The organism is Ruminococcoides sp., assembly GCF_057037865.1.
On the sequence record NZ_DBLZMS010000005.1, the window covers coordinates 137,440 to 156,012 of the forward strand.

Sequence of the window (18,573 nt, forward strand, 5' to 3'; positions counted from 1 at the left end):
CACAGGAGGAAATTACAATGAGATTTTTTAAGAAAAACACAGAAAACAAAGCAACTTCTAAACTGCCGATGACCGGAAAGGTCAAGAAAGGCTATCGTGCTTATTGTGTGGCAGTATTGGCGATGACCGTTGTACTTGGTACAGGTGTAACCGCATTTGCGGCGAACGACCCTATCACAGTTGTAAACAATCTGTCCGATTTCATTTTCGGACTTATCCGTGCAATCGGACTTATCCTGCTCGGTTTCGGTATCGTGCAGGTCGGACTTTCTTTGAAGTCCCACGACCCGTCCCAGAGAGCAAACGGTTTTCTTACTCTTGCCGGAGGTATCATCATTACTTTCGCAAAAGAAATCCTTACTCTTATCACAGGCTAAGATACAACAGTTATCACAGGGCATACTCGGCAAAACGGTTATGCCCCATTTTTACAAGGAGGTGCGAATGAATGAGCGATAACTGGGTAGTTCAAAACCTCGAAAACGCTCTTGAAACTTGGAACGATAAATTAAGTGAGATATGGCGGCTTTTAACCACAACACCGCAGGATTTCAAAGGCGGAAGCATATGGAATGTGATGGTAACAATCAACGGAGCGGTTCAGGCAATCGGGCTTGCACTATTAGTGCTGTTCTTTGTGGTGGGAGTTGTCCGTACCTGCGGAAGCTTTACCGATGTGAAAAAGCCGGAACACGCACTGAAATTGTTTGTTCGCTTTGCCATTGCCAAAGGAGTCATAACCTACGGTATGGAGCTTATGCTTGCTTTATTCAATATCGTTCAAGGTATCATTTCAACCATTATGACATCATCGGGATTTGGAACACCGAATCAAACGACGCTCCCATCCGAAATGGTAACAACCATTGAGGACTGCGGATTCTTTGAAAGCATTCCGCTATGGGCAGTAACTTTGATAGGCGGTCTTTTTATTACGGTGTTGTCATTCATTCTGATAATGACGGTTTACGGCAGATTTTTCAAACTGTATATGTACACGGCATTAGCACCGATACCGCTATCTACCTTTGCCGGAGAACCGACGCAGAATGTGGGCAAGAGTTTTATTAAAAGCTACTGTGCGGTACTGCTTGAAGGTGCAGTTATCGTGCTTGCCTGCATAATCTTCTCACTGTTTGCGTCAAGTCCGCCGGTAGTAAACCCGGACGCTGCGGCAGTCACACAGGTATGGTCATATATTGGAGAACTTGTATTTAATATGCTTGTTCTTGTCGGTGCAGTGAAAATGAGTGACCGTATTATCAGGGAAATGATGGGCTTATAACGGAGGTTTTAAAACGAATGGTCAGACAAAGTTCTTTGTCTGAAAAACACAAATACAAATAAAAATAATTGACAAGTGAAAAAATCGTGATATACTGTAATGATTTAGCTTTGCTAAATGGTCGGATTGAGGAAGTAAAGATAGGATGGTCAAGTATATGTAAGAATATGTCAGCAAAGCAGAATACAAGCCTTATAAAGAGGAAATTGAAAGTATTATAAAAAAGGTTCAAAAAATAATGAAAACCGAATATGATACGACTTTTCAATTCAAATTGATTGGAAGTGCAAATCGACACCTCGTCACTAAGATAAAAGATGGTAACAGAGGTTATGATTTTGACTACAATCTAATTTTGCAAAAGAGCGATTTATGGAACAATCCAAAAAAACTGAAAGAGCAGTTTATGAGAGCTTTTTCCAAGTCGCTCAAAGGGACAAAGTACGGAGAACCCGAAGACTCCACTTCTTCTATTACCATAAAGGTTGTTGATAAAAAACATTCCAAGATTATCAGAAGCTGTGATTTTGCGATAATTTATTATTTAGATGATGACAATTTGGACAATGGATATAGATATATCAAGAATTGGAAGAAAAACAATCGCTATTCATTTGAAGATAGAGTCCTATCACAAAATGCAGACTGCAAACTTCAGGAAATACTTGAATATGAGCAGGGATGGAATTGTGTTCGTGATGAGTATATCAAGTTAAAAAATCGCAATAGGGATACGAACAAAAAGTCCTTTATTCTGTATTTGGAAAGTATTCATAATGTTTATAATCACATACAGCAAAGTTTAGAAGATGAAGAAGATAATTTACGAAGAGGACTTACTTATCTAAATCCTTGGTAATGCACAAAACGATGTGGCACTGTCAGTTATGGCGGTGCTTTTTTATTTGTCATAGAAAGGAAATTCTGATGGAAGTAAAAATAAACAGAGAAATACGAAATTACACAGAATCAATGTTTTTCGGATTGTCACTTAGACAGTTTATTTTTTCTGTCCTTGCGTGTGGTGTGGCAGTAGGGTTGTACTTCTTGCTTAAACCGCATCTTGGAACAGAAACAGTATCGTGGGTGTGTATTTTGGGAGCAGCACCGTTTGCGGCTCTCGGATTTGTGAAATACAACGGAATGACAGCAGAGAAATTTATCTGGTCGTGGATTAAGTCCGAGTTTCTTATGCCAAAGAAGTTAGTATTTCACTCCAGAAACACCTATTTAGAGCTGATGAAACCGAGCATTGAGAAAAAGACAAAGGAGGCTTACAAGAATAATGATTAAGACATTAAACAACATCTTTAAGCAGGATAAGGAAAAATTTGTTGTGCCGAAGGGTGTGCAGGACTGTATTCCGGTTACTGCCATCTATGATGACGGTATTTTCAGAGTGGGCAAAGACAAGTATTCTAAATCCTTTAAGTTCACGGATATTAACTATGCGGTTGCCAGCCGAGAAGATAAAGAAGCGATGTTCCTTAAGTATTCGGAACTACTTAACTCTCTTGACAGTGGAGCAACCACAAAACTCACTATCAACAACAGACGACTGAACCGTTTGGACTTTGAGAAAACAATCCTTATCCCTGAAACCGGAGATGAACTGGACGAGTATCGAGAGGAATACAACAAAATGCTTCTTGATAAGGCAACGGGAGCAAATTCAACGGTGCAGGATAAGTATGTGACCATCTCCATCAATAAAAAGAATGTGGATGACGCAAGAACCTATTTTGCCCGTGTAGGTGCAGATTTGATTTCACACTTTTCACGACTTGGCAGTAAGTGTGTGGAACTTGAAACGGATGAGCGACTTCGCATTATTCACGACTTCTTCCGTGTGGGAGAGGAAACTTCGTATCATTTTGATATTAAGGAAACCCGAAAGAAAGGACACGATTTTAAGGACTATATCTGCCCGGATTCCTTAGAATTTGAAAGCGATTACTTCAAAATCGGCAATCGCTATGGCAGAGTTATCTTTCTTCGTGAGTATGCGTCCTATATCAAAGACAGTATGGTGGCAGAACTTACGGATATGAACCGAAATCTGATGATGTCCATTGATATTGTACCTGTTCCTACCGATGAAGCGGTCAGAGAAGCCGAAAATAGATTGCTCGGTGTAGAAACCAATATTACGAACTGGCAGAGAAAGCAGAATCAGAACAACAACTTTTCGGCAACTGTTCCTTATGATATGGAACAGCAGAAAAAGGAAATGAAAGAGTTCCTTGATGACCTCACCACCCGTGACCAGAGAATGATGTTCGCAGTGCTCACAATGGTGCATACCGCAGATACCAAAGAGCAGCTCGATAACGATACGGAAGCGTTGCTCACAACAGCGAGAAAACATCTTTGTCAGTTTGCGGTTCTTAAATTTCAGCAGATGGACGGACTCAATACCGTTATGCCATATGGTACAAGGAAAATTGACACATTCAGAACTCTTACGACCGAGAGCCTTTCAGTGTTCATTCCGTTCAGGGTTCAGGATATTTATCACGAGAACGGTATTTACTACGGTCAGAATGTTATCAGCAAAAATATGATTATTGCAGACCGAAAACAGCTTCTTAATGGTAACTCCTTTATTCTTGGTGTGTCCGGTGGCGGTAAGTCCTTTGCAGCTAAGGGAGAGATTGAAAATATTATCCTTTCTTCCGATGCCGATGTAATTATCATCGACCCGGAGAGAGAGTATTCCCATCTTGTAAATGCACTTGGTGGCGAGATTATCAATATCTCCGCAACATCGAAAAACCATATAAATGCAATGGATATGAACAAGGACTATGGCGACGGAGCAAATCCTGTTATCCTGAAATCCGAGTTTATTATGTCCCTTTGCGAACAGCTTATCGGCGGTACAAATCTCGGAGCAAAGCAGAAGTCCATTATTGACCGTTGCACTGCAAGCGTTTACCGCACCTATCAGCAGAATGATTACACCGGTCAGGTTCCGACCTTGCAGGATTTCAGAGATGAACTTCTCAAACAGGATGAGCCGGAAGCAAAGGAAATCGCTCTTGCTATTGAGTTGTTTACCCACGGTTCGCTGAATACTTTTGCAAAGCAGACAAATGTAGATACTCACAATCGACTTATCTGTTATGACATTCTCGACCTTGGTAAGCAGCTTATGCCTATCGGTATGCTTGTCGTCCTTGACAGTATTTTGAACCGAATCACACAGAACCGAGCAAAGGGTAAGCATACCTTTATCTTCATTGATGAGATTTACCTCTTGTTCCAGCACGAGTATTCTGCAAACTTCCTCTTTACACTCTGGAAGCGTGTAAGAAAGTACGGTGCATACGCAACAGGTATCACTCAGAATGTGGACGACCTTTTGCAGAGCCATACTGCAAGAACAATGCTTGCAAACAGCGAGTTTATCATTATGCTCAATCAGGCTTCTACCGACAGACTGGAACTTGCAAAACTTCTGAATATCTCAGACCTTCAGCTTTCGTATATCACAAATGTTGACGCAGGACACGGACTTATCAAGGTGGGCAGTTCTCTTGTACCGTTTGCAAATAAGTTCCCGAAGAATACGAAGTTGTACCGCTTGATGACGACGAAGCCCGGTGAAGGCGTGTAAGGAGGTGTTTTCTATGGCAAATATTCAATTCAGAAACAAAGCACACAGAGATTTTGTCTTTGAAAATCTCGAAAAATGCAGGCACAATGACTGCTATCATCAGGCATTTTTCTATGTGATGGGCATTTCAGAAGAAACCAGAATGAATATAGGAAAAATGTTTGATTTTAAGAACGATTGCATTGTGCCGGAGGGGATGTATGGTGGCTGGCAGACCAGTGGAACAGTCAAGGTCTGCCACCTTGCCTTTAATCTTTGGAACGGTTTTACAGAGGAGGGAAAAGAAAATCTTTTCACACCGGATGAACTGTTCTGTTGCGGATATGCTCCCTACTTTATGGAGGGTATCAAACTCAGGTATCCCGAATATTGTAGAGATTTGACTCCACATAAAAGAAAAGATATGGAAAGGTAAAGGTACAAAACGATGAATAAGAAAATGAGAATTACGGTTATATCGCTGTTAAGCGTTGTGTTTGCTGTGAGCGTTGGGTTCTTGGTCAAAGACTACTGCGACTCTAAAATGCAGGCAGAACTCTATGATAACTTGATTGAAACCGTTGAGGATACAGACGATACGGAGGATACGATGTCATATTCCGAAGATAAGAACTTTTTGCCAGACTATCAGGAACTGTATATGCAGAACAACGATATGGTAGGATGGATAAAGGTTGAGGATACCAAAATCAATTATCCGGTTATGCAGTCAAAGGATAATCCGAATTTCTATCTAAGACACGGATTTGATAAAGGTTATACAGTGTACGGTTGCCCGTATGTACAGGAAAACTGCGATGTGGATACTCCGTCAGATAACCTTGTTATCTACGGTCATCATATGAACGACAATTCGATGTTCGCCGGATTGATGAAGTATGCCGATAAATCTTTTTGGGGAAAGCATAAAACCATTCAGTTTGACACGCTGACCGAGAAAGGTAAATACGAAGTAGTAGTTGCTTTTAAGACAGAAGTATATACAAACAGTCCGAACAGCTTCAGATATTATGATTTTGTCAATGCAGATACGGCAGATGATTTCAATGTGTATATTGCTAAGTGCAAGGAACTTGCTATCTATGATACAGGAGTAAATGCAGAATATGGCGATAAATTGATTACGCTTTCCACTTGCGAATATTCCCGTAACAACGGAAGAATGGTCGTCGTGGCAAAGAAAGTGGCTGAGTAAGGAGGGATAAGCCTTGTATGATTAGTTTGATAAATTTAGCGGTGTTGTTCGTAGCTAAGGTTGCGGACAACGCCCTTAGTACAACAAAAACAATATTGGTACAGAGAAGTCGGTGGATACTTGCAGGCATTGCGGTTATCATATCCGACTTTATTTATTTTTGGATAACGAAAAGAGTTGTTTCTGCGAATAACGAGATTGCAATGCTCGTTGTTGCCGTTGCAGGTGGTGTGGGTTGTTCTCTCGCCTGCTTTATCAACGAGAAAATGTCAAAGGACAGAACCTATGTGAATGTGATTATGTCCGATGACCTTGAAGAAATGAAGCGTTTACGAGATTTCCTTGCACTGCACCACATCACGAATATTGCAAGCGACAGCTACACCCTTGACTGGAACGCAAAGACAATCTCTATTACCGCTTATCCCGAAACAAAAGCAGAAAGCCGATTGATTAACGAGTATATTGCCGACAGTTCGACAAAATTCAAGAGAGTTATTCAACCAGCTTAGGAAGGAGGTTTGATGTGGCTGATAGTAAAACAAGAGAAACAGTCAAAGGCACGATAAAGACCTTGAATAAAGCTGCCATTGCCGGTCAGAAAATGAAACAGGCATATATCGCCACAAAGGACAAAGCAGAACATTCGGTAAATACAAATGAGAATACTGCGGAAGAATATGCTGCCGATAAGACGGAAGCCGGAATTGATGAAATTGCACATAAAGGTGCGTATGCTTTTAATAAAGCAGGGCGAAAAGGTGTTCAGGAAACAAAGAAGAATATCCAATCTGCTAAAGACGGCATTCAACGCTTCAAACAGCAGAGAGCCGAAAAATCAATAAACGTTCAGAGAGCGCAAGGAAGAACTACAACGGTTGGCAGTTCTTCAGCGCAGACGCAGACATCATCGGCAATCAAAACGCTTGAAAAGCCGGAGAAAATGGTCAAACAGTCAGCTACTTCCGCAGGAAAGAAGAACATCAAACTTGCTAGTAAGGAAGCGGCGAAAACAACGCAGAGGTCAGTTAAGACTGCCGAGCATACCGCAAAGGCAAGCATTAAGACCAGTCAGCAGACAGCAAAAGCCGCACAGAAAACAGCACAAGCCACCGTTAAGGCTTCACAGAAAGCGGCACAGGCAGCAAAGGCGACAGCGAAAGCAACTGCAAATGCTGTGAAAGCCGCAGCAAAAGCGACTATTGCCACAGTAAAGGCAATCATAGCCGGTACGAAAGCATTGGTTGCTGCCATTGCCGCAGGCGGTTGGATAGCAGTTGTAATTATTATGATTGTTGTCCTACTTGGAAGTGCTGTTGCAATGTTTGGTGGCGGAAGTGAAAGCAATACTTATACGCAAGTAAGTGCAGAGGTGGAAGCATACGACCCATTGATACGACAGTATGCAAAACAATATGGTATTCCCGAATATGTGGAATTGATTAAGGCTGTGATGATGCAGGAAAGCGGCGGTCGGGGACTTGACCCCATGCAGGCAGCAGAGGGCAGTTTCAATACGAAGTATCCACACGAACCTAATGGAATTAAAGACCCTGAATATTCTATCCAGTGTGGAGTTCAGGAATTGAAAGCAGCTCTTACCTCGGCAGAGGTGGAAAGTCCGATAGATATGGAGCATATCAAACTTGCCCTACAAGGCTACAACTTCGGTAATGGATATATCTCTTGGGCAAAATCAAAGTATGGCGGTTATTCTTATGCCAATGCAGTGGAGTTTTCCACTCAGCAGGCACAAAGGCTTGGTTGGGACAGTTATGGAGATACCCAATATCCGGCTCACGTTCTGAGGTACTATCCGTATGGGCGAGCCTTTACTGCCGGAGGTAATCAGGCGATTGTTGAGGTTGCCTTGACGCAGATAGGCAATCAGGGCGGACAACCTTACTGGAGTTGGTATGGTTTTGATAGCCGAGTGGAATGGTGTGCCTGCTTCGTATCTTGGTGTGCTGACCAATGCGGGTATATTGAAAGCGGACTTGTTCCGAAATTTGCAGGTTGTGTGGACGGTGCAAACTGGTTTAAGTCAAATGGAAAATGGCAAAGCCGCACTTATGAACCAAAGACGGGAGATATTATCTTCTTTGATTGGGAAGGCGACGGTACAACAGACCACGTTGGTATCGTAGAGAAATGCGAGAATGGCACAGTTTATACCGTAGAGGGTAACTCAGGCGACGCCTGCAAGCAAAGACAGTACGTAGTCGGAAGCAGCAATATCTACGGATACGGTATTCCGGCATATTAAAAATTCCAGACGGTGTCTGGAAAATCGAAAAGATGGCTGCTCAGTCGAGTAGCCATCGGGTACATTATGAGAAATCGGTTGTTTCTCTGTTATTCAGGAAAATATGGTGTGTGTGATAAGTGAAGCTGAAAAGCATATCGGCATTTTCTTTACTGCCGTCTAAAAAGGAAATATCATCGGCAAGGATAAAAAGAATTGCTAATAACTTCTTGATATATCCAGTGTAGCAGGCATAATCCACATAGATGTTGGCGATATATCCCTCGGCAAATTCTATCAGGTCAGCGTCAATTTCAAAGCTGTTGGATAGCTCGTAAACGGTTTTGATGAATTTGTCCTTGTCAGCAATTCGCTCTTTACTTGGAACACTTCTGCGGTTCTTCTGTATAAATTTCAAAAAATCATCAGCTTCCGTAAAGTCGGGAGTGATTGCGTTGCCAGTTACCAAATCTGTTTTGTAATCCTCAAATTTCTCTTTTTCAAACCGATTACTGAATATTATCTTTTGTTTGTCCATTCCTTTTTACCCCTAAGTTTCTTTTTGGAGATTGTTTGACTTGGCTCTTGGGTTGTGATTTGTCTTTTGCCATTAACAATCGTGAATTACTACTTTTATAGTATAACATAAAAATAGTTGGAAATCATTACTGATAGTTGGTTTGACTTTCTTTTGGTGCGTGTGATTTGGAATCTACTTAACCTATACTATCAGTTATGGAAACATACTAAGGGAGGTGATGTGATGAAGCTCGATACAATCGGCAAGAATATAAGAAAGTTCCGACTTGCGAGGAAATTACGTCAAGAAGATTTGGCTGAGAAAACAGATTTGACAACAAATTATATTGGTATGGTTGAGCGTGGAGAGAAAATTCCGTCACTCGAAACTTTCATAAAGATACTAAATGCTTTAGGTGTATCATCGGATATGGTTCTTACAGATGTCTTGGAAACGGGATACACAGTCAAGAACTCTATGCTGAATGAAAAGCTTGAAAAACTTGCTCCTGAAGATAGAAACAGAATTTATGAAGTTATAGATACACTTGTGAAGCAGTCAAAGCAAATACTTCCATAAAACACAGAAGTTCGTCCTAATCGACGAGCTTTCTTTTTTTCAGTATAAAAAATTTCAGCTATCGACAAATTTTTCGGGACTTCGACAGAGAGAATATGCTATAACAACAACTGTTAGTGATAGACACATACTAATAGACATAGGAGGAAGTAGAAGTGAAAGACATTTTCAGACAAATAGCGAAAGAAAATGGAACAACCGAAAAAGCAGTAAAGGAGGAAATGCAGTTTTCTATTCGGGAAGCAATGAAAAGTGATGAACCAGAAGCAATAGCTTTTTGGAAAGCAGTTGCACCGGACGGAAAAGAGCCGCCGATAGAAAAGGTTATAGCAATGATTGCATTGAACGTTAATAATAGAATGTATAATTGAGGTGCTTCGGCATCTCTTTTTTTTATTCTTTAAAAGAGTTGTATTAGGTGTTTGTAAAAAGTGACACCTTAATGGGTAGAAGTTGCGAATGAATCTCTATATCTTGAAAAAATAGATTGTTCATAGTATAATATCAAATGAGTAACTGTAACCAAAAGGAACGGAGAATACGAAGGAGCGTTACAGATGAGAATAAGCTACAACAAACTTCAAAAACTTATGATTGATAATCAAATGAAAAGACAAGATTTAATGCGTGCTGCGGAGATTTCATCGTCTGTTGCAACAAAATTGAATAAGAATGAAACAGTATCCCTTGATGTGCTTATGAGAATTTGCAAAGTATTTCATTGCGATATTGGGGATATATGCGAAGTTATTTTGGATGAGTGAATTAAGGAGGTCTGGATATGGCAGGCAATGGTAAGCGTAATATGTTTAACGAGGCTACTCGTGTGCAAATGCCGGCAATGGTTCATCTCACAAGAATTGGATACACCTATTTTGGAAAGATAACCGAAGATATGGCTGGGACTATTTATGACCCAGATACGAATATCTTAATCAATGTTTTCAAGGAACAATTTGTTAAACTCAATCCCGAACATAAGGGAGAAGCAGAACAGGTTTTGAAAACGATAAGGCAGGAACTGGATGACGACGACCTCGGACACAGCTTTTATAAACGACTTTCTTCGGTTTCGCCAATCAGATTGGTGGATTTTGAAAATCCTAAGAATAATACATATCATTTTACTGCTGAATTTACCTGTAAGCGTGACCAAGATGAATTCAGACCGGATATTACTTTGTTTATAAACGGATTGCCACTTGTTTTTGTAGAAGTTAAGAAGCCGAACAATCACGGTGGAATGGTTGCAGAAAGCAAGAGAATGAATAATCAGAGATTTCCGAACAAGAAGTTTAGGAGATTTTTGAACATTACGCAGTTGATGATTTTCTCAAATAATATGGAATATGACACAATGGGCGGCATTGTTCCTGTTCAGGGTGCGTTTTACTGTACAACGGCGAGACAATCTGCACCATTTAATTGCTTCAGAGAAGAAAATCCAACTAATTTAGAAATTGCAACATATAATCGAGATTTTCCATATAAGGATATAGATAGAGAAGTAGAAAGAAAGATTTTATCTGATTTCAACTGTCAGGTTATCCGTAATACGCCTGAGTATCAGACAAATTTGGATACATATACACCGACGAATCGTGTACTTACTTCTATGTGCAGCCCCGAAAGGCTACTGTTTATTTTGAAGTACGGCATTACTTATGTTCGTTTTCAAAAAGAGGTTGACGGAAAGATTGAGGTTACAGACCAAAAACATATAATGCGTTATCAGCAGATGTTTGCTGCTTTGATTGTCAGACAAAAAATTGATGAAGGTGTAACTTCCGGTGTGATATGGCATACACAGGGAAGCGGAAAAACTGCTTTGTCTTATAATCTCACATATGTTCTCTCAGATTACTTCAGCAAGCACGATAAGGTGGCGAAGTTCTATTTTATTGTTGACCGACTGGATTTGCTGAAACAGGCATCTGATGAGTTTGAAGCTCGTGGTTTGGTTGTTAAAACTGCAAATTCCCGAGCTGAACTTATGGAACAATTCCGCACTAATCAGGCACAGGAGGGAAACTCAGGAAAGCCGGAAATAACGGTCGTTAATATTCAACGATTTGAAGAAGATAGAGAAAAGGTTGATTTGCCGGCATATGCAACAAACTTGCAGAGAGTTTTTATTATAGATGAAGCACACAGAGGATATAAGCCGGAAGGTTCATTCTTGGCAAATCTTCTGGACGCAGACAAAAATGCCATTAAGATTGCGTTGACCGGAACTCCGTTGTTAAAAGAGGAACGAGAGTCGTGGAGAGTATTCGGAAACTATCTGCACACTTATTATTATGATAAATCTATCTTAGATGGATATACGCTGAAAATCATTCGAGAAGATATAGAAACTCAATATAAAGAGCGTCTTTCAGAAATCTATGAGAAACTTGAAACATTGGTTGAAAAGAAAGATGTTAAGAAAAATCAGATTGTTGAACACGATAATTATGTTAAAGAACTGCTCCGGTATATTATCACTGATTTGAAACGATTTAGACAAATTCAGGGAGATAATACTCTGGGCGGAATGATTATCTGCGAAACAAGTGAGCAGGCAAGAAAACTATTTGCTTATTTTGATGAAATCCAAAACGAACTTAATAAAACAGCTTCCTTAAAGAGCAATTTGAAAGCAGGACTTATTCTGTATGACAGTGATGATAAAGATACGAGAGATACTATTGTCAATAACTTCAAGAAAAATATGACGGTAGATATTCTTATTGTCTTTAATATGCTGCTTACCGGATTTGACGCACCAAGATTGAAAAGACTGTATTTTGGAAGAAAGTTAAAAGACCACAATCTTTTGCAGGCAATCACAAGAGTGAATAGACCATATAAGGATAACCGCTACGGATATGTAATTGATTTTGCTGATATTAAGCGTAATTTTGATGAAACCAATGCAGCCTATTTGAAAGAACTTAATCGCTTCAACGACCCAAATGAAGTTGGAAAAGGTAATGAAGTGGATACGTTTAAGCAGGTTATTGAAGACCCGCAGGAACTTATTCAGCAAATGCAGGAAGTGCAGCAGGTTCTTTTCAATTACACGACCGATAATGCAGAAGCGTTTAGTACCGAAATATCTACGATTGAGGATAAGCAAGAACTGCTGAAACTTAAAAAGATTTTGATTGCGGCTCGTGATTGTTGTAATTTGGTAAGAACTTTTGGCGATGATGAGCTGAAAGAAACTTTTGCAAGAATGGAACTGACAAAGTTGCCTTCTCTTATTTTAGAAGTTCAGCACCATATCGACAATATAAATCAAAAGGAACTCTTTGCAAGCGACGATACAACAAAACTGCTTGTAAATGAAGCTATGGAAGATATTACTTTCAACTTCAGTAAAATCAGCGAAGAAGAATTAAAAATTGTCGGTGGCAAAGAAAATGTTACTGAGAAATACAGAAAGACAGTTCGTGCTTTTACTCAGAATATTGACCCGGACGACCCAGAATTTATTACATTGCAGGAAGCATTTTTGCTTCGCTTTAAGGAACACGGATTTGAACCGAAAAGTATAACTGAGATTGAGGAACAAGGAAAAGAACTGGAGGAAATTCTTAAAAAATTGGATGAGCTTCAGAAAAAGAATAATGTATTGCTCCGTAAATATAATGGCGACGCAAAATTTGCAAGAGTTCATAAGAGAATCCGAGAAGAAAATCTTGCTCGTAAAGCAGCTAATAAACAACCGATTGTTTCGGAATATGACGCATCAATTATGGATGTTTTGAAGTCTATTAAGACTGATATAGACCAAAAGGTATACGACCGAAATGATATATTGAAGAAAGATGCATATTTTGAACAAACGGTTATGACACAAATCAAATTAGGCATTGATAGGCTTGGTATAGCGAGTGCTCGTGATGACAGAAAATTTATTCAAAGTAGAATAACGAAGCAGTATCTCGACCAGTATAATCAAACTTATTCAGTTGCATAAAGGAGAACACGATGGCAGAAACAAAAACGATAAAAGAAAAAACCGTAGAGCTGATAGACGCATTAAAAGCGACCTGTCAGACTTATGGTATGGGAAACGACGGTAATGAATACAAGATTATTACACAGGTTTTCCTTTATAAATTTTTGAATGATAAATTCGGATATGAAGTAAAAAAAGTAAGTCCTGCTTTAAAGAATGCGGAAAAGTGGGAACTTACTTATGCTGAAATGCCAGAAGATGACAAGCTTGATATTTTTGATACATTATCATCGGATATTCCACGCTTATATCCGGAACATTTGATTGCAAATCTTTGGAATCAGCAGGCAAAGGGTGATTTCGACCTGATTTTTGACAGGACAATGACAGACATAGCGGATAAGAATATAGATATATTTTCTACGCAAACTGCTCAGAATACAAAGATTCCGCTTTTTGAAAAACTGACGCAGTATGTAACTGATGATGCTGCAAGAGCACAGTTTGCCCGTGCATTGGTAGATAAGCTTGTTAATTTCTCTTTTGAGGAAGCATTTGAGCAGCATTACGATTTCTTTGCAGATATATTTGAATATTTGATTAAAGACTATAATACCGCAGGCGGCGGAAAGTATGCAGAGTATTATACTCCACACGCTATCGCAACGATTATGGCAAGATTACTTGTTGGTAAAGCAACTGATTTGCACAATATAGAATGTTACGACCCATCGGCAGGAACAGGAACACTTTTGATGGCTCTTGCTCATCAAATTGGAGAAGATAAGTGTACGATTTTTGCACAAGATATTTCACAGCGAAGCAATAAGATGTTAAAACTTAATCTTATTCTGAATGGTCTGGTATCTTCTCTTGACCACGCTATTCAGGGAGATACGCTTGTTGCTCCGTATCACAAGAGCGACAACGGTACAGAACTTAGAACTTTTGACTATGTAGTATCCAACCCTCCGTTCAAAATGGACTTTTCAGATACAAGAGAGCGAATTGCTGCAATGCCAGTTCGCTTTTGGGCTGGTGTTCCGAAAGTTCCGGCGAAGAAAAAAGAGAGTATGGCGATTTACACCCTTTTTATTCAGCACGTTCTTAATTCCCTTAAAGCAAAAGGAAAAGGTGCGATTGTTGTACCTACCGGTTTTGTAACAGCGAAATCCGGTGTCGAAAAGAAGATATTACAGCATATTGTAGATGAACATATCGTGTATGGCTGTATCAGTATGCCATCAAATGTATTTGCAAATACCGGTACGAATGTGTCTGTCCTGTTCTTTGATAATTCCAAAGAAACAGAAAAAGTTGTGCTGATAGACGCTTCAAAACTTGGCGAGGAATACAAAGACGGAAACAATCAGAAACGCAGACTTCGTGATTTTGAAATTGATAAAATCGTAGATACTTTCCTTAATAAAGAAGCTGTTGATGATTTCTCTGTTGCAGTCACTTATGATGAAATCAAAGAAAAGAAGTATTCCCTTTCTGCCGGACAGTATTTTGATGTAAAAATCGAATATGTGGAATTATCGCAGGACGAATTTAATGCTCGTATGACAGCGTATGCAGACAAGTTGCAGGAGTATTTCACAGAAGGCGATAAACTGAAAACAGAGATTATGGAGCAGTTAAAGAAGGTGAAGTATGAGTAAATGGACTAAAACAACACTTGGAAAAATAGCTGATATTATTACTGGACCGTTTGGAAGCCAATTACATCAATCTGATTATGTGAAACGAGGCATTCCGATTGTTATGCCCCAAGATATAGGAAATCGAAACATCAATTACAGCACGATAAACTATGTATCGGAGGAAGATGCAACAAGGCTGAAAAGATACAGCACTGTGACGAACGACATATTGTATGCTCGCAGAGGAGATGTAGAAAAACACGCATTTGTAAGAGCAAAAGACGCAGGTGTATTGTGTGGAACGGGATGTTTGAGAGTAAGGATAAATTCAAATGAAGTAGAATCGGCTTTCTTGTCGTTTTATCTCAATCGAGAAGAAACGAGGAAATGGCTTGTTACACACGCAGTAGGAACAAATATGCCTAATTTGAATACTGATATTTTATCAGATGTACCGATAGCTTATCCTACACTCAAAGAACAGAGAAAAATCGTTAAAGTCTTAAATTGCCTTGAAGAACGAATTGTTTTGAATGAGAAGATAAACGATAATTTAGTGGCTTAATCAGCAATGGTAGCTTGTCCATTCATCAGCATAGGAAGTAACCAATCACGAAGATTGATTAACTCGACAGTTTCATCTTTGTTCTTCAATATGCTGACACGGATTTTTTGCAGGAAGTTTTCATAATCCAATATAATTTTTTCATCAGGAACAACAACATTTAGTATTGCCAAATTAGCCTCGCTGAGAGATGCTCTTGTTGATGCCATACACGAATTATGGAGAAATTTATATATACCATCGCTACCTAAAAATGAACGTATGTATTCCCTGTAATTAGGATTGTGAACACAAATTTTTCCAAGAGCGACATTGAACGCACCTTCTATTCCGTATCGAACTGCACCAGCATCTCCGTATTTGTCCATAAGTATGTCAAAGCGGTCAACTATACTAAGATTTTTTGTTCGAGGAATATATGTTATGTGTGTATCGCTATCATAATCTCTGTTTTGAATGAAACGCACATAACCTTCTTTTGGCTCATATACAAATTCACTTTTAGGTGGTTGACTATTGCTTTCCCAACTTACCAATTTGAGCAGTGGGACAACATTCCAGTTCTCTGGAATATTACGTTTTAGTTGTTCGTCCCAAACCATCTTACCGCCAGATGAGCAGTATGGCTTTCCGTTTTCGTCTGGAAAATCAAATTGTGTGAACCAGTAATCGTAAATAAGCTTAGCTTGCTGCTCTAAATTATCGTTTAACATACATCCCATAACTCTTGTGGGTGGCGAGAGTTAAATCAGGGGACTACCCACTCCGTAGTCGTTCTCTAAGTTAAATAAAAGGAAAATTGACTAATGAAACAAAATTTAATTACAGATGTTGTTCAGGCTATGTTACCTTTCTTGAATAACGCACAGACAGAACGCTTGCAAGAGGTATTGCAACATACACTTTTTGATTATGAGGTAACAAAAAATGAAAGTGAAAAAGAAATCTCGGAGCAGGACTATATGGAGCTGTTCCTGTCGGCAAAGCGAATTGAGGGCTGTTCCGAGAAATCTCTTAAATACTACAAAGCAACTATCGAAATGATGATTGCAACCGTCGGCAAAAGCGTAAAGCACATTGAAACTGACGACATAAGGCGATACCTGACCGAGTATCAGGAAAAGAAAAAATCAAGCAAGGTTACGATTGATAATATCCGCCGTATTCTTTCAAGCTTCTTTTCGTGGCTTGAGGACGAGGACTATATATTGAAAAGTCCTGTCAGGCGAATACATAAGGTCAAAACCGGCACGAACATTAAAGAAACATACTCCGATGAAGCGTTGGAGCTTATGAGAGATAACTGCACCGAGCCGAGAGATTTGGCAATGATTGATATGCTGGCTTCAACGGGTATGCGTGTCGGAGAAATGGAGTTGCTCAACAGAAATGATATTGATTTTAATGAGCGAGAATGTATCGTGTTCGGTAAAGGCAACAAAGAACGAGTGGTCTATTTTGACGCAAGGACAAAGATACACTTACAGAATTACTTAAACAGCAGAACCGATGATAACCCGGCACTTTTTGTATCGCTGAAAGCACCGCACGAAAGGCTAAAAATCGGCGGTATAGAAACAAGGCTCAGAGAATTTGGAAAGCAATTAGGATTGCACAAGGTACACCCACACAAGTTCAGGCGTACCCTTGCAACTATGGCAATAGACAAAGGAATGCCCATTGAGCAACTGCAACAGCTTTTGGGGCATAGGAAGATAGATACGACCTTGCAGTATGCAATGGTAAAACAAAGCAATGTAAAAATTGCACATAGGAAATATATCGGATAAGGAGAAAAGGATGGTTTACAACGAAAGTAAATATAATAAAAATTGGAAAACTATGAAACTTTCTGATTTAGGTGAATTTGCAAGAGGAAAATCAACACACCGTCCAAGGAACGACAAGAACTTGTTTGAGGGTGGCGGGTATCCATTAGTACAAACAGGTGAAATTAAAGAAGCAAATCTATATATTACGCATCACACTCAAGAATACGGGAAATTTGGGTTACAACAAAGCAAATTATGGGATGCAGAGACTTTGTGCATTACGATTGCGGCTAACATCGCAGAAACAGCATTACTTGCTTATCCTATGTGTTTTCCGGATAGTGTAGTTGGTTTTAAGGCTTATAAAGAAGTTTCATCTGAAAAATTTATGTATTATGTATTTGATTTTATCAGAAATTCAATACAGAATGCAGCTTCAGGAAGTACACAGGATAATATAAATATTGATTATCTAACATCCCTTGATTTTAAGGTGCCTGATAAAATAGCACAAGATAAAATGGTTGAATTATTATCAGCGATTGATGAAAAAATTTTAATGAATAGTAAGATAAACGATAATTTAGCTTCAATGGCTTACGACATTTATATGCACACATTTTTCTCCAAAAAGCCTAATGGTAAGCTAAAAGATATACTCATAGAAGCAGATAAATCATCTGTTCAGGTAGGCGAAGCAAAGCAATCTACCGGAGAATATCCGTTTTTTACAAGTGGCTCGGCTATTTTGAAATGGGATATACCATTTATAAATGGACGAAATTGCTTTTTGAATACCGGAGGTAATGCCGATGTCAAATTCTATGTTGGCGAAGCAGCTTATTCCACGGATACTTGGTGTATTTCTACCAATAACAATATGTCAGATTATTTGTATCTGCTTTTGGTATCAATAAAGCCTGAACTTAACCAAAAATTCTTTCAAGGAACAGGATTAAAGCATTTACAAAAACCATTATTGAAAGACCGACCTATTTATATTCCGGATTTTGAGAAACTCAAAACCTTTAATGAGCAGGTAAATCCTATGTTCAATATTATTTCTGAGAATACGAGAGAAAATCAGGCACTGATTACACTCCGTGACTGGCTTCTGCCTATGTTAATGAACGGTCAAGCCACCATTAGTGACTGATACGGTAAATTATCGTTTAGAACGGAAATCACAGAAAGGAGC

Annotated in this window: 19 protein-coding genes; 17 read left to right on the forward strand and 2 right to left on the reverse strand. The window is 39.3% G+C overall.

Going from position 1 to position 18,573, the window contains the following annotated elements:
* The first annotated feature begins 17 nt into the window (after positions 1-17).
* The 9 genes from AC2HW8_RS06120 (at position 18) to AC2HW8_RS06160 (ending at position 8,365) form a co-directional block, all read left to right on the forward strand.
* Positions 18-377, forward strand: a complete 360-nt coding sequence (locus tag AC2HW8_RS06120; protein WP_002587808.1) for a hypothetical protein — start codon at positions 18-20, stop codon at positions 375-377.
* Positions 378-448: 71 nt separating this feature from the next.
* On the forward strand, positions 449-1,285 hold the full coding sequence (locus AC2HW8_RS06125; protein WP_186935757.1) for a VirB6/TrbL-like conjugal transfer protein, CD1112 family: 837 nt from the start codon (positions 449-451) through the stop codon (positions 1,283-1,285).
* A 238-nt stretch (positions 1,286-1,523) separates the two neighbouring features.
* Positions 1,524-2,144, forward strand: a complete 621-nt coding sequence (locus tag AC2HW8_RS06130) for a hypothetical protein (protein WP_484308129.1) — start codon at positions 1,524-1,526, stop codon at positions 2,142-2,144.
* A 68-nt stretch (positions 2,145-2,212) separates the two neighbouring features.
* Positions 2,213-2,578, forward strand: a complete 366-nt coding sequence (locus tag AC2HW8_RS06135) for a PrgI family protein (protein ID WP_484308130.1) — start codon at positions 2,213-2,215, stop codon at positions 2,576-2,578.
* Positions 2,571-4,904, forward strand: coding sequence for a VirB4-like conjugal transfer ATPase, CD1110 family (locus AC2HW8_RS06140; RefSeq protein WP_484308132.1), 2,334 nt, complete (start codon positions 2,571-2,573; stop codon positions 4,902-4,904). The genes AC2HW8_RS06135 and AC2HW8_RS06140 overlap by 8 nt, the downstream gene beginning before the upstream one ends.
* A gap of 13 nt (positions 4,905-4,917) precedes the next feature.
* On the forward strand, positions 4,918-5,319 hold the full coding sequence (locus AC2HW8_RS06145; RefSeq protein WP_484327290.1) for a DUF6075 family protein: 402 nt from the start codon (positions 4,918-4,920) through the stop codon (positions 5,317-5,319).
* Between the two features lie 12 nt (positions 5,320-5,331).
* Positions 5,332-6,099 (forward strand): class B sortase, encoded by a 768-nt coding sequence (gene srtB / locus AC2HW8_RS06150; protein WP_484327291.1) that lies wholly within the window; start codon positions 5,332-5,334, stop codon positions 6,097-6,099.
* Between the two features lie 17 nt (positions 6,100-6,116).
* Positions 6,117-6,611 carry a hypothetical protein gene (locus AC2HW8_RS06155; RefSeq protein WP_484327292.1) on the forward strand — a complete coding sequence of 165 codons (495 nt, stop codon included), beginning with the start codon at positions 6,117-6,119 and terminating at the stop codon, positions 6,609-6,611.
* Positions 6,612-6,625: 14 nt separating this feature from the next.
* Positions 6,626-8,365 (forward strand): lysozyme family protein, encoded by a 1,740-nt coding sequence (locus tag AC2HW8_RS06160; RefSeq protein WP_484327293.1) that lies wholly within the window; start codon positions 6,626-6,628, stop codon positions 8,363-8,365.
* A gap of 64 nt (positions 8,366-8,429) precedes the next feature.
* Here the strand turns inward: AC2HW8_RS06160 and AC2HW8_RS06165 are convergent, their stop codons facing one another.
* A complete protein-coding gene (locus tag AC2HW8_RS06165; protein WP_484327294.1) occupies positions 8,430-8,882 on the reverse strand; it encodes a hypothetical protein in 453 nt (150 codons plus the stop codon).
* A gap of 225 nt (positions 8,883-9,107) precedes the next feature.
* Between AC2HW8_RS06165 and AC2HW8_RS06170 the strand changes: the two genes are divergently transcribed.
* From AC2HW8_RS06170 to AC2HW8_RS06195, 6 genes are all read left to right on the forward strand, one after another.
* Positions 9,108-9,443, forward strand: coding sequence for a helix-turn-helix domain-containing protein (locus tag AC2HW8_RS06170; protein ID WP_178309776.1), 336 nt, complete (start codon positions 9,108-9,110; stop codon positions 9,441-9,443).
* 155 nt (positions 9,444-9,598) lie between these two features.
* On the forward strand, positions 9,599-9,814 hold the full coding sequence (locus AC2HW8_RS06175) for a hypothetical protein (protein WP_484327295.1): 216 nt from the start codon (positions 9,599-9,601) through the stop codon (positions 9,812-9,814).
* Positions 9,815-10,000: 186 nt separating this feature from the next.
* A complete protein-coding gene (locus AC2HW8_RS06180; RefSeq protein WP_101069754.1) occupies positions 10,001-10,207 on the forward strand; it encodes a helix-turn-helix domain-containing protein in 207 nt (68 codons plus the stop codon).
* Positions 10,208-10,224: 17 nt separating this feature from the next.
* Positions 10,225-13,410: a type I restriction endonuclease subunit R gene (locus AC2HW8_RS06185; RefSeq protein ID WP_484327296.1), complete on the forward strand. Its 3,186-nt coding sequence runs from the start codon at positions 10,225-10,227 to the stop codon at positions 13,408-13,410.
* An 11-nt stretch (positions 13,411-13,421) separates the two neighbouring features.
* Positions 13,422-15,056 carry an HsdM family class I SAM-dependent methyltransferase gene (locus AC2HW8_RS06190; RefSeq protein WP_484327297.1) on the forward strand — a complete coding sequence of 545 codons (1,635 nt, stop codon included), beginning with the start codon at positions 13,422-13,424 and terminating at the stop codon, positions 15,054-15,056.
* Positions 15,049-15,603, forward strand: coding sequence for a restriction endonuclease subunit S (locus AC2HW8_RS06195; RefSeq protein WP_484327298.1), 555 nt, complete (start codon positions 15,049-15,051; stop codon positions 15,601-15,603). The genes AC2HW8_RS06190 and AC2HW8_RS06195 overlap by 8 nt, the downstream gene beginning before the upstream one ends.
* Here the strand turns inward: AC2HW8_RS06195 and AC2HW8_RS06200 are convergent.
* Complete coding sequence (locus AC2HW8_RS06200) at positions 15,600-16,316, reverse strand: restriction endonuclease subunit S (RefSeq protein ID WP_484327299.1); 717 nt, start codon at positions 16,314-16,316, stop codon at positions 15,600-15,602. The genes AC2HW8_RS06195 and AC2HW8_RS06200 overlap by 4 nt on opposite strands.
* A 93-nt stretch (positions 16,317-16,409) precedes the next feature.
* Here AC2HW8_RS06200 and xerA point away from each other — a divergent pair, with 93 nt between their 5' ends.
* Positions 16,410-17,393 (forward strand): site-specific tyrosine recombinase/integron integrase, encoded by a 984-nt coding sequence (gene xerA, locus AC2HW8_RS06205; protein ID WP_484308933.1) that lies wholly within the window; start codon positions 16,410-16,412, stop codon positions 17,391-17,393.
* A gap of 10 nt (positions 17,394-17,403) precedes the next feature.
* Entirely contained in the window at positions 17,404-18,531 is a 1,128-nt protein-coding gene (locus tag AC2HW8_RS06210; RefSeq protein ID WP_484327300.1) for a restriction endonuclease subunit S, read from the forward strand.
* Positions 18,532-18,573: the final 42 nt, after the last annotated feature.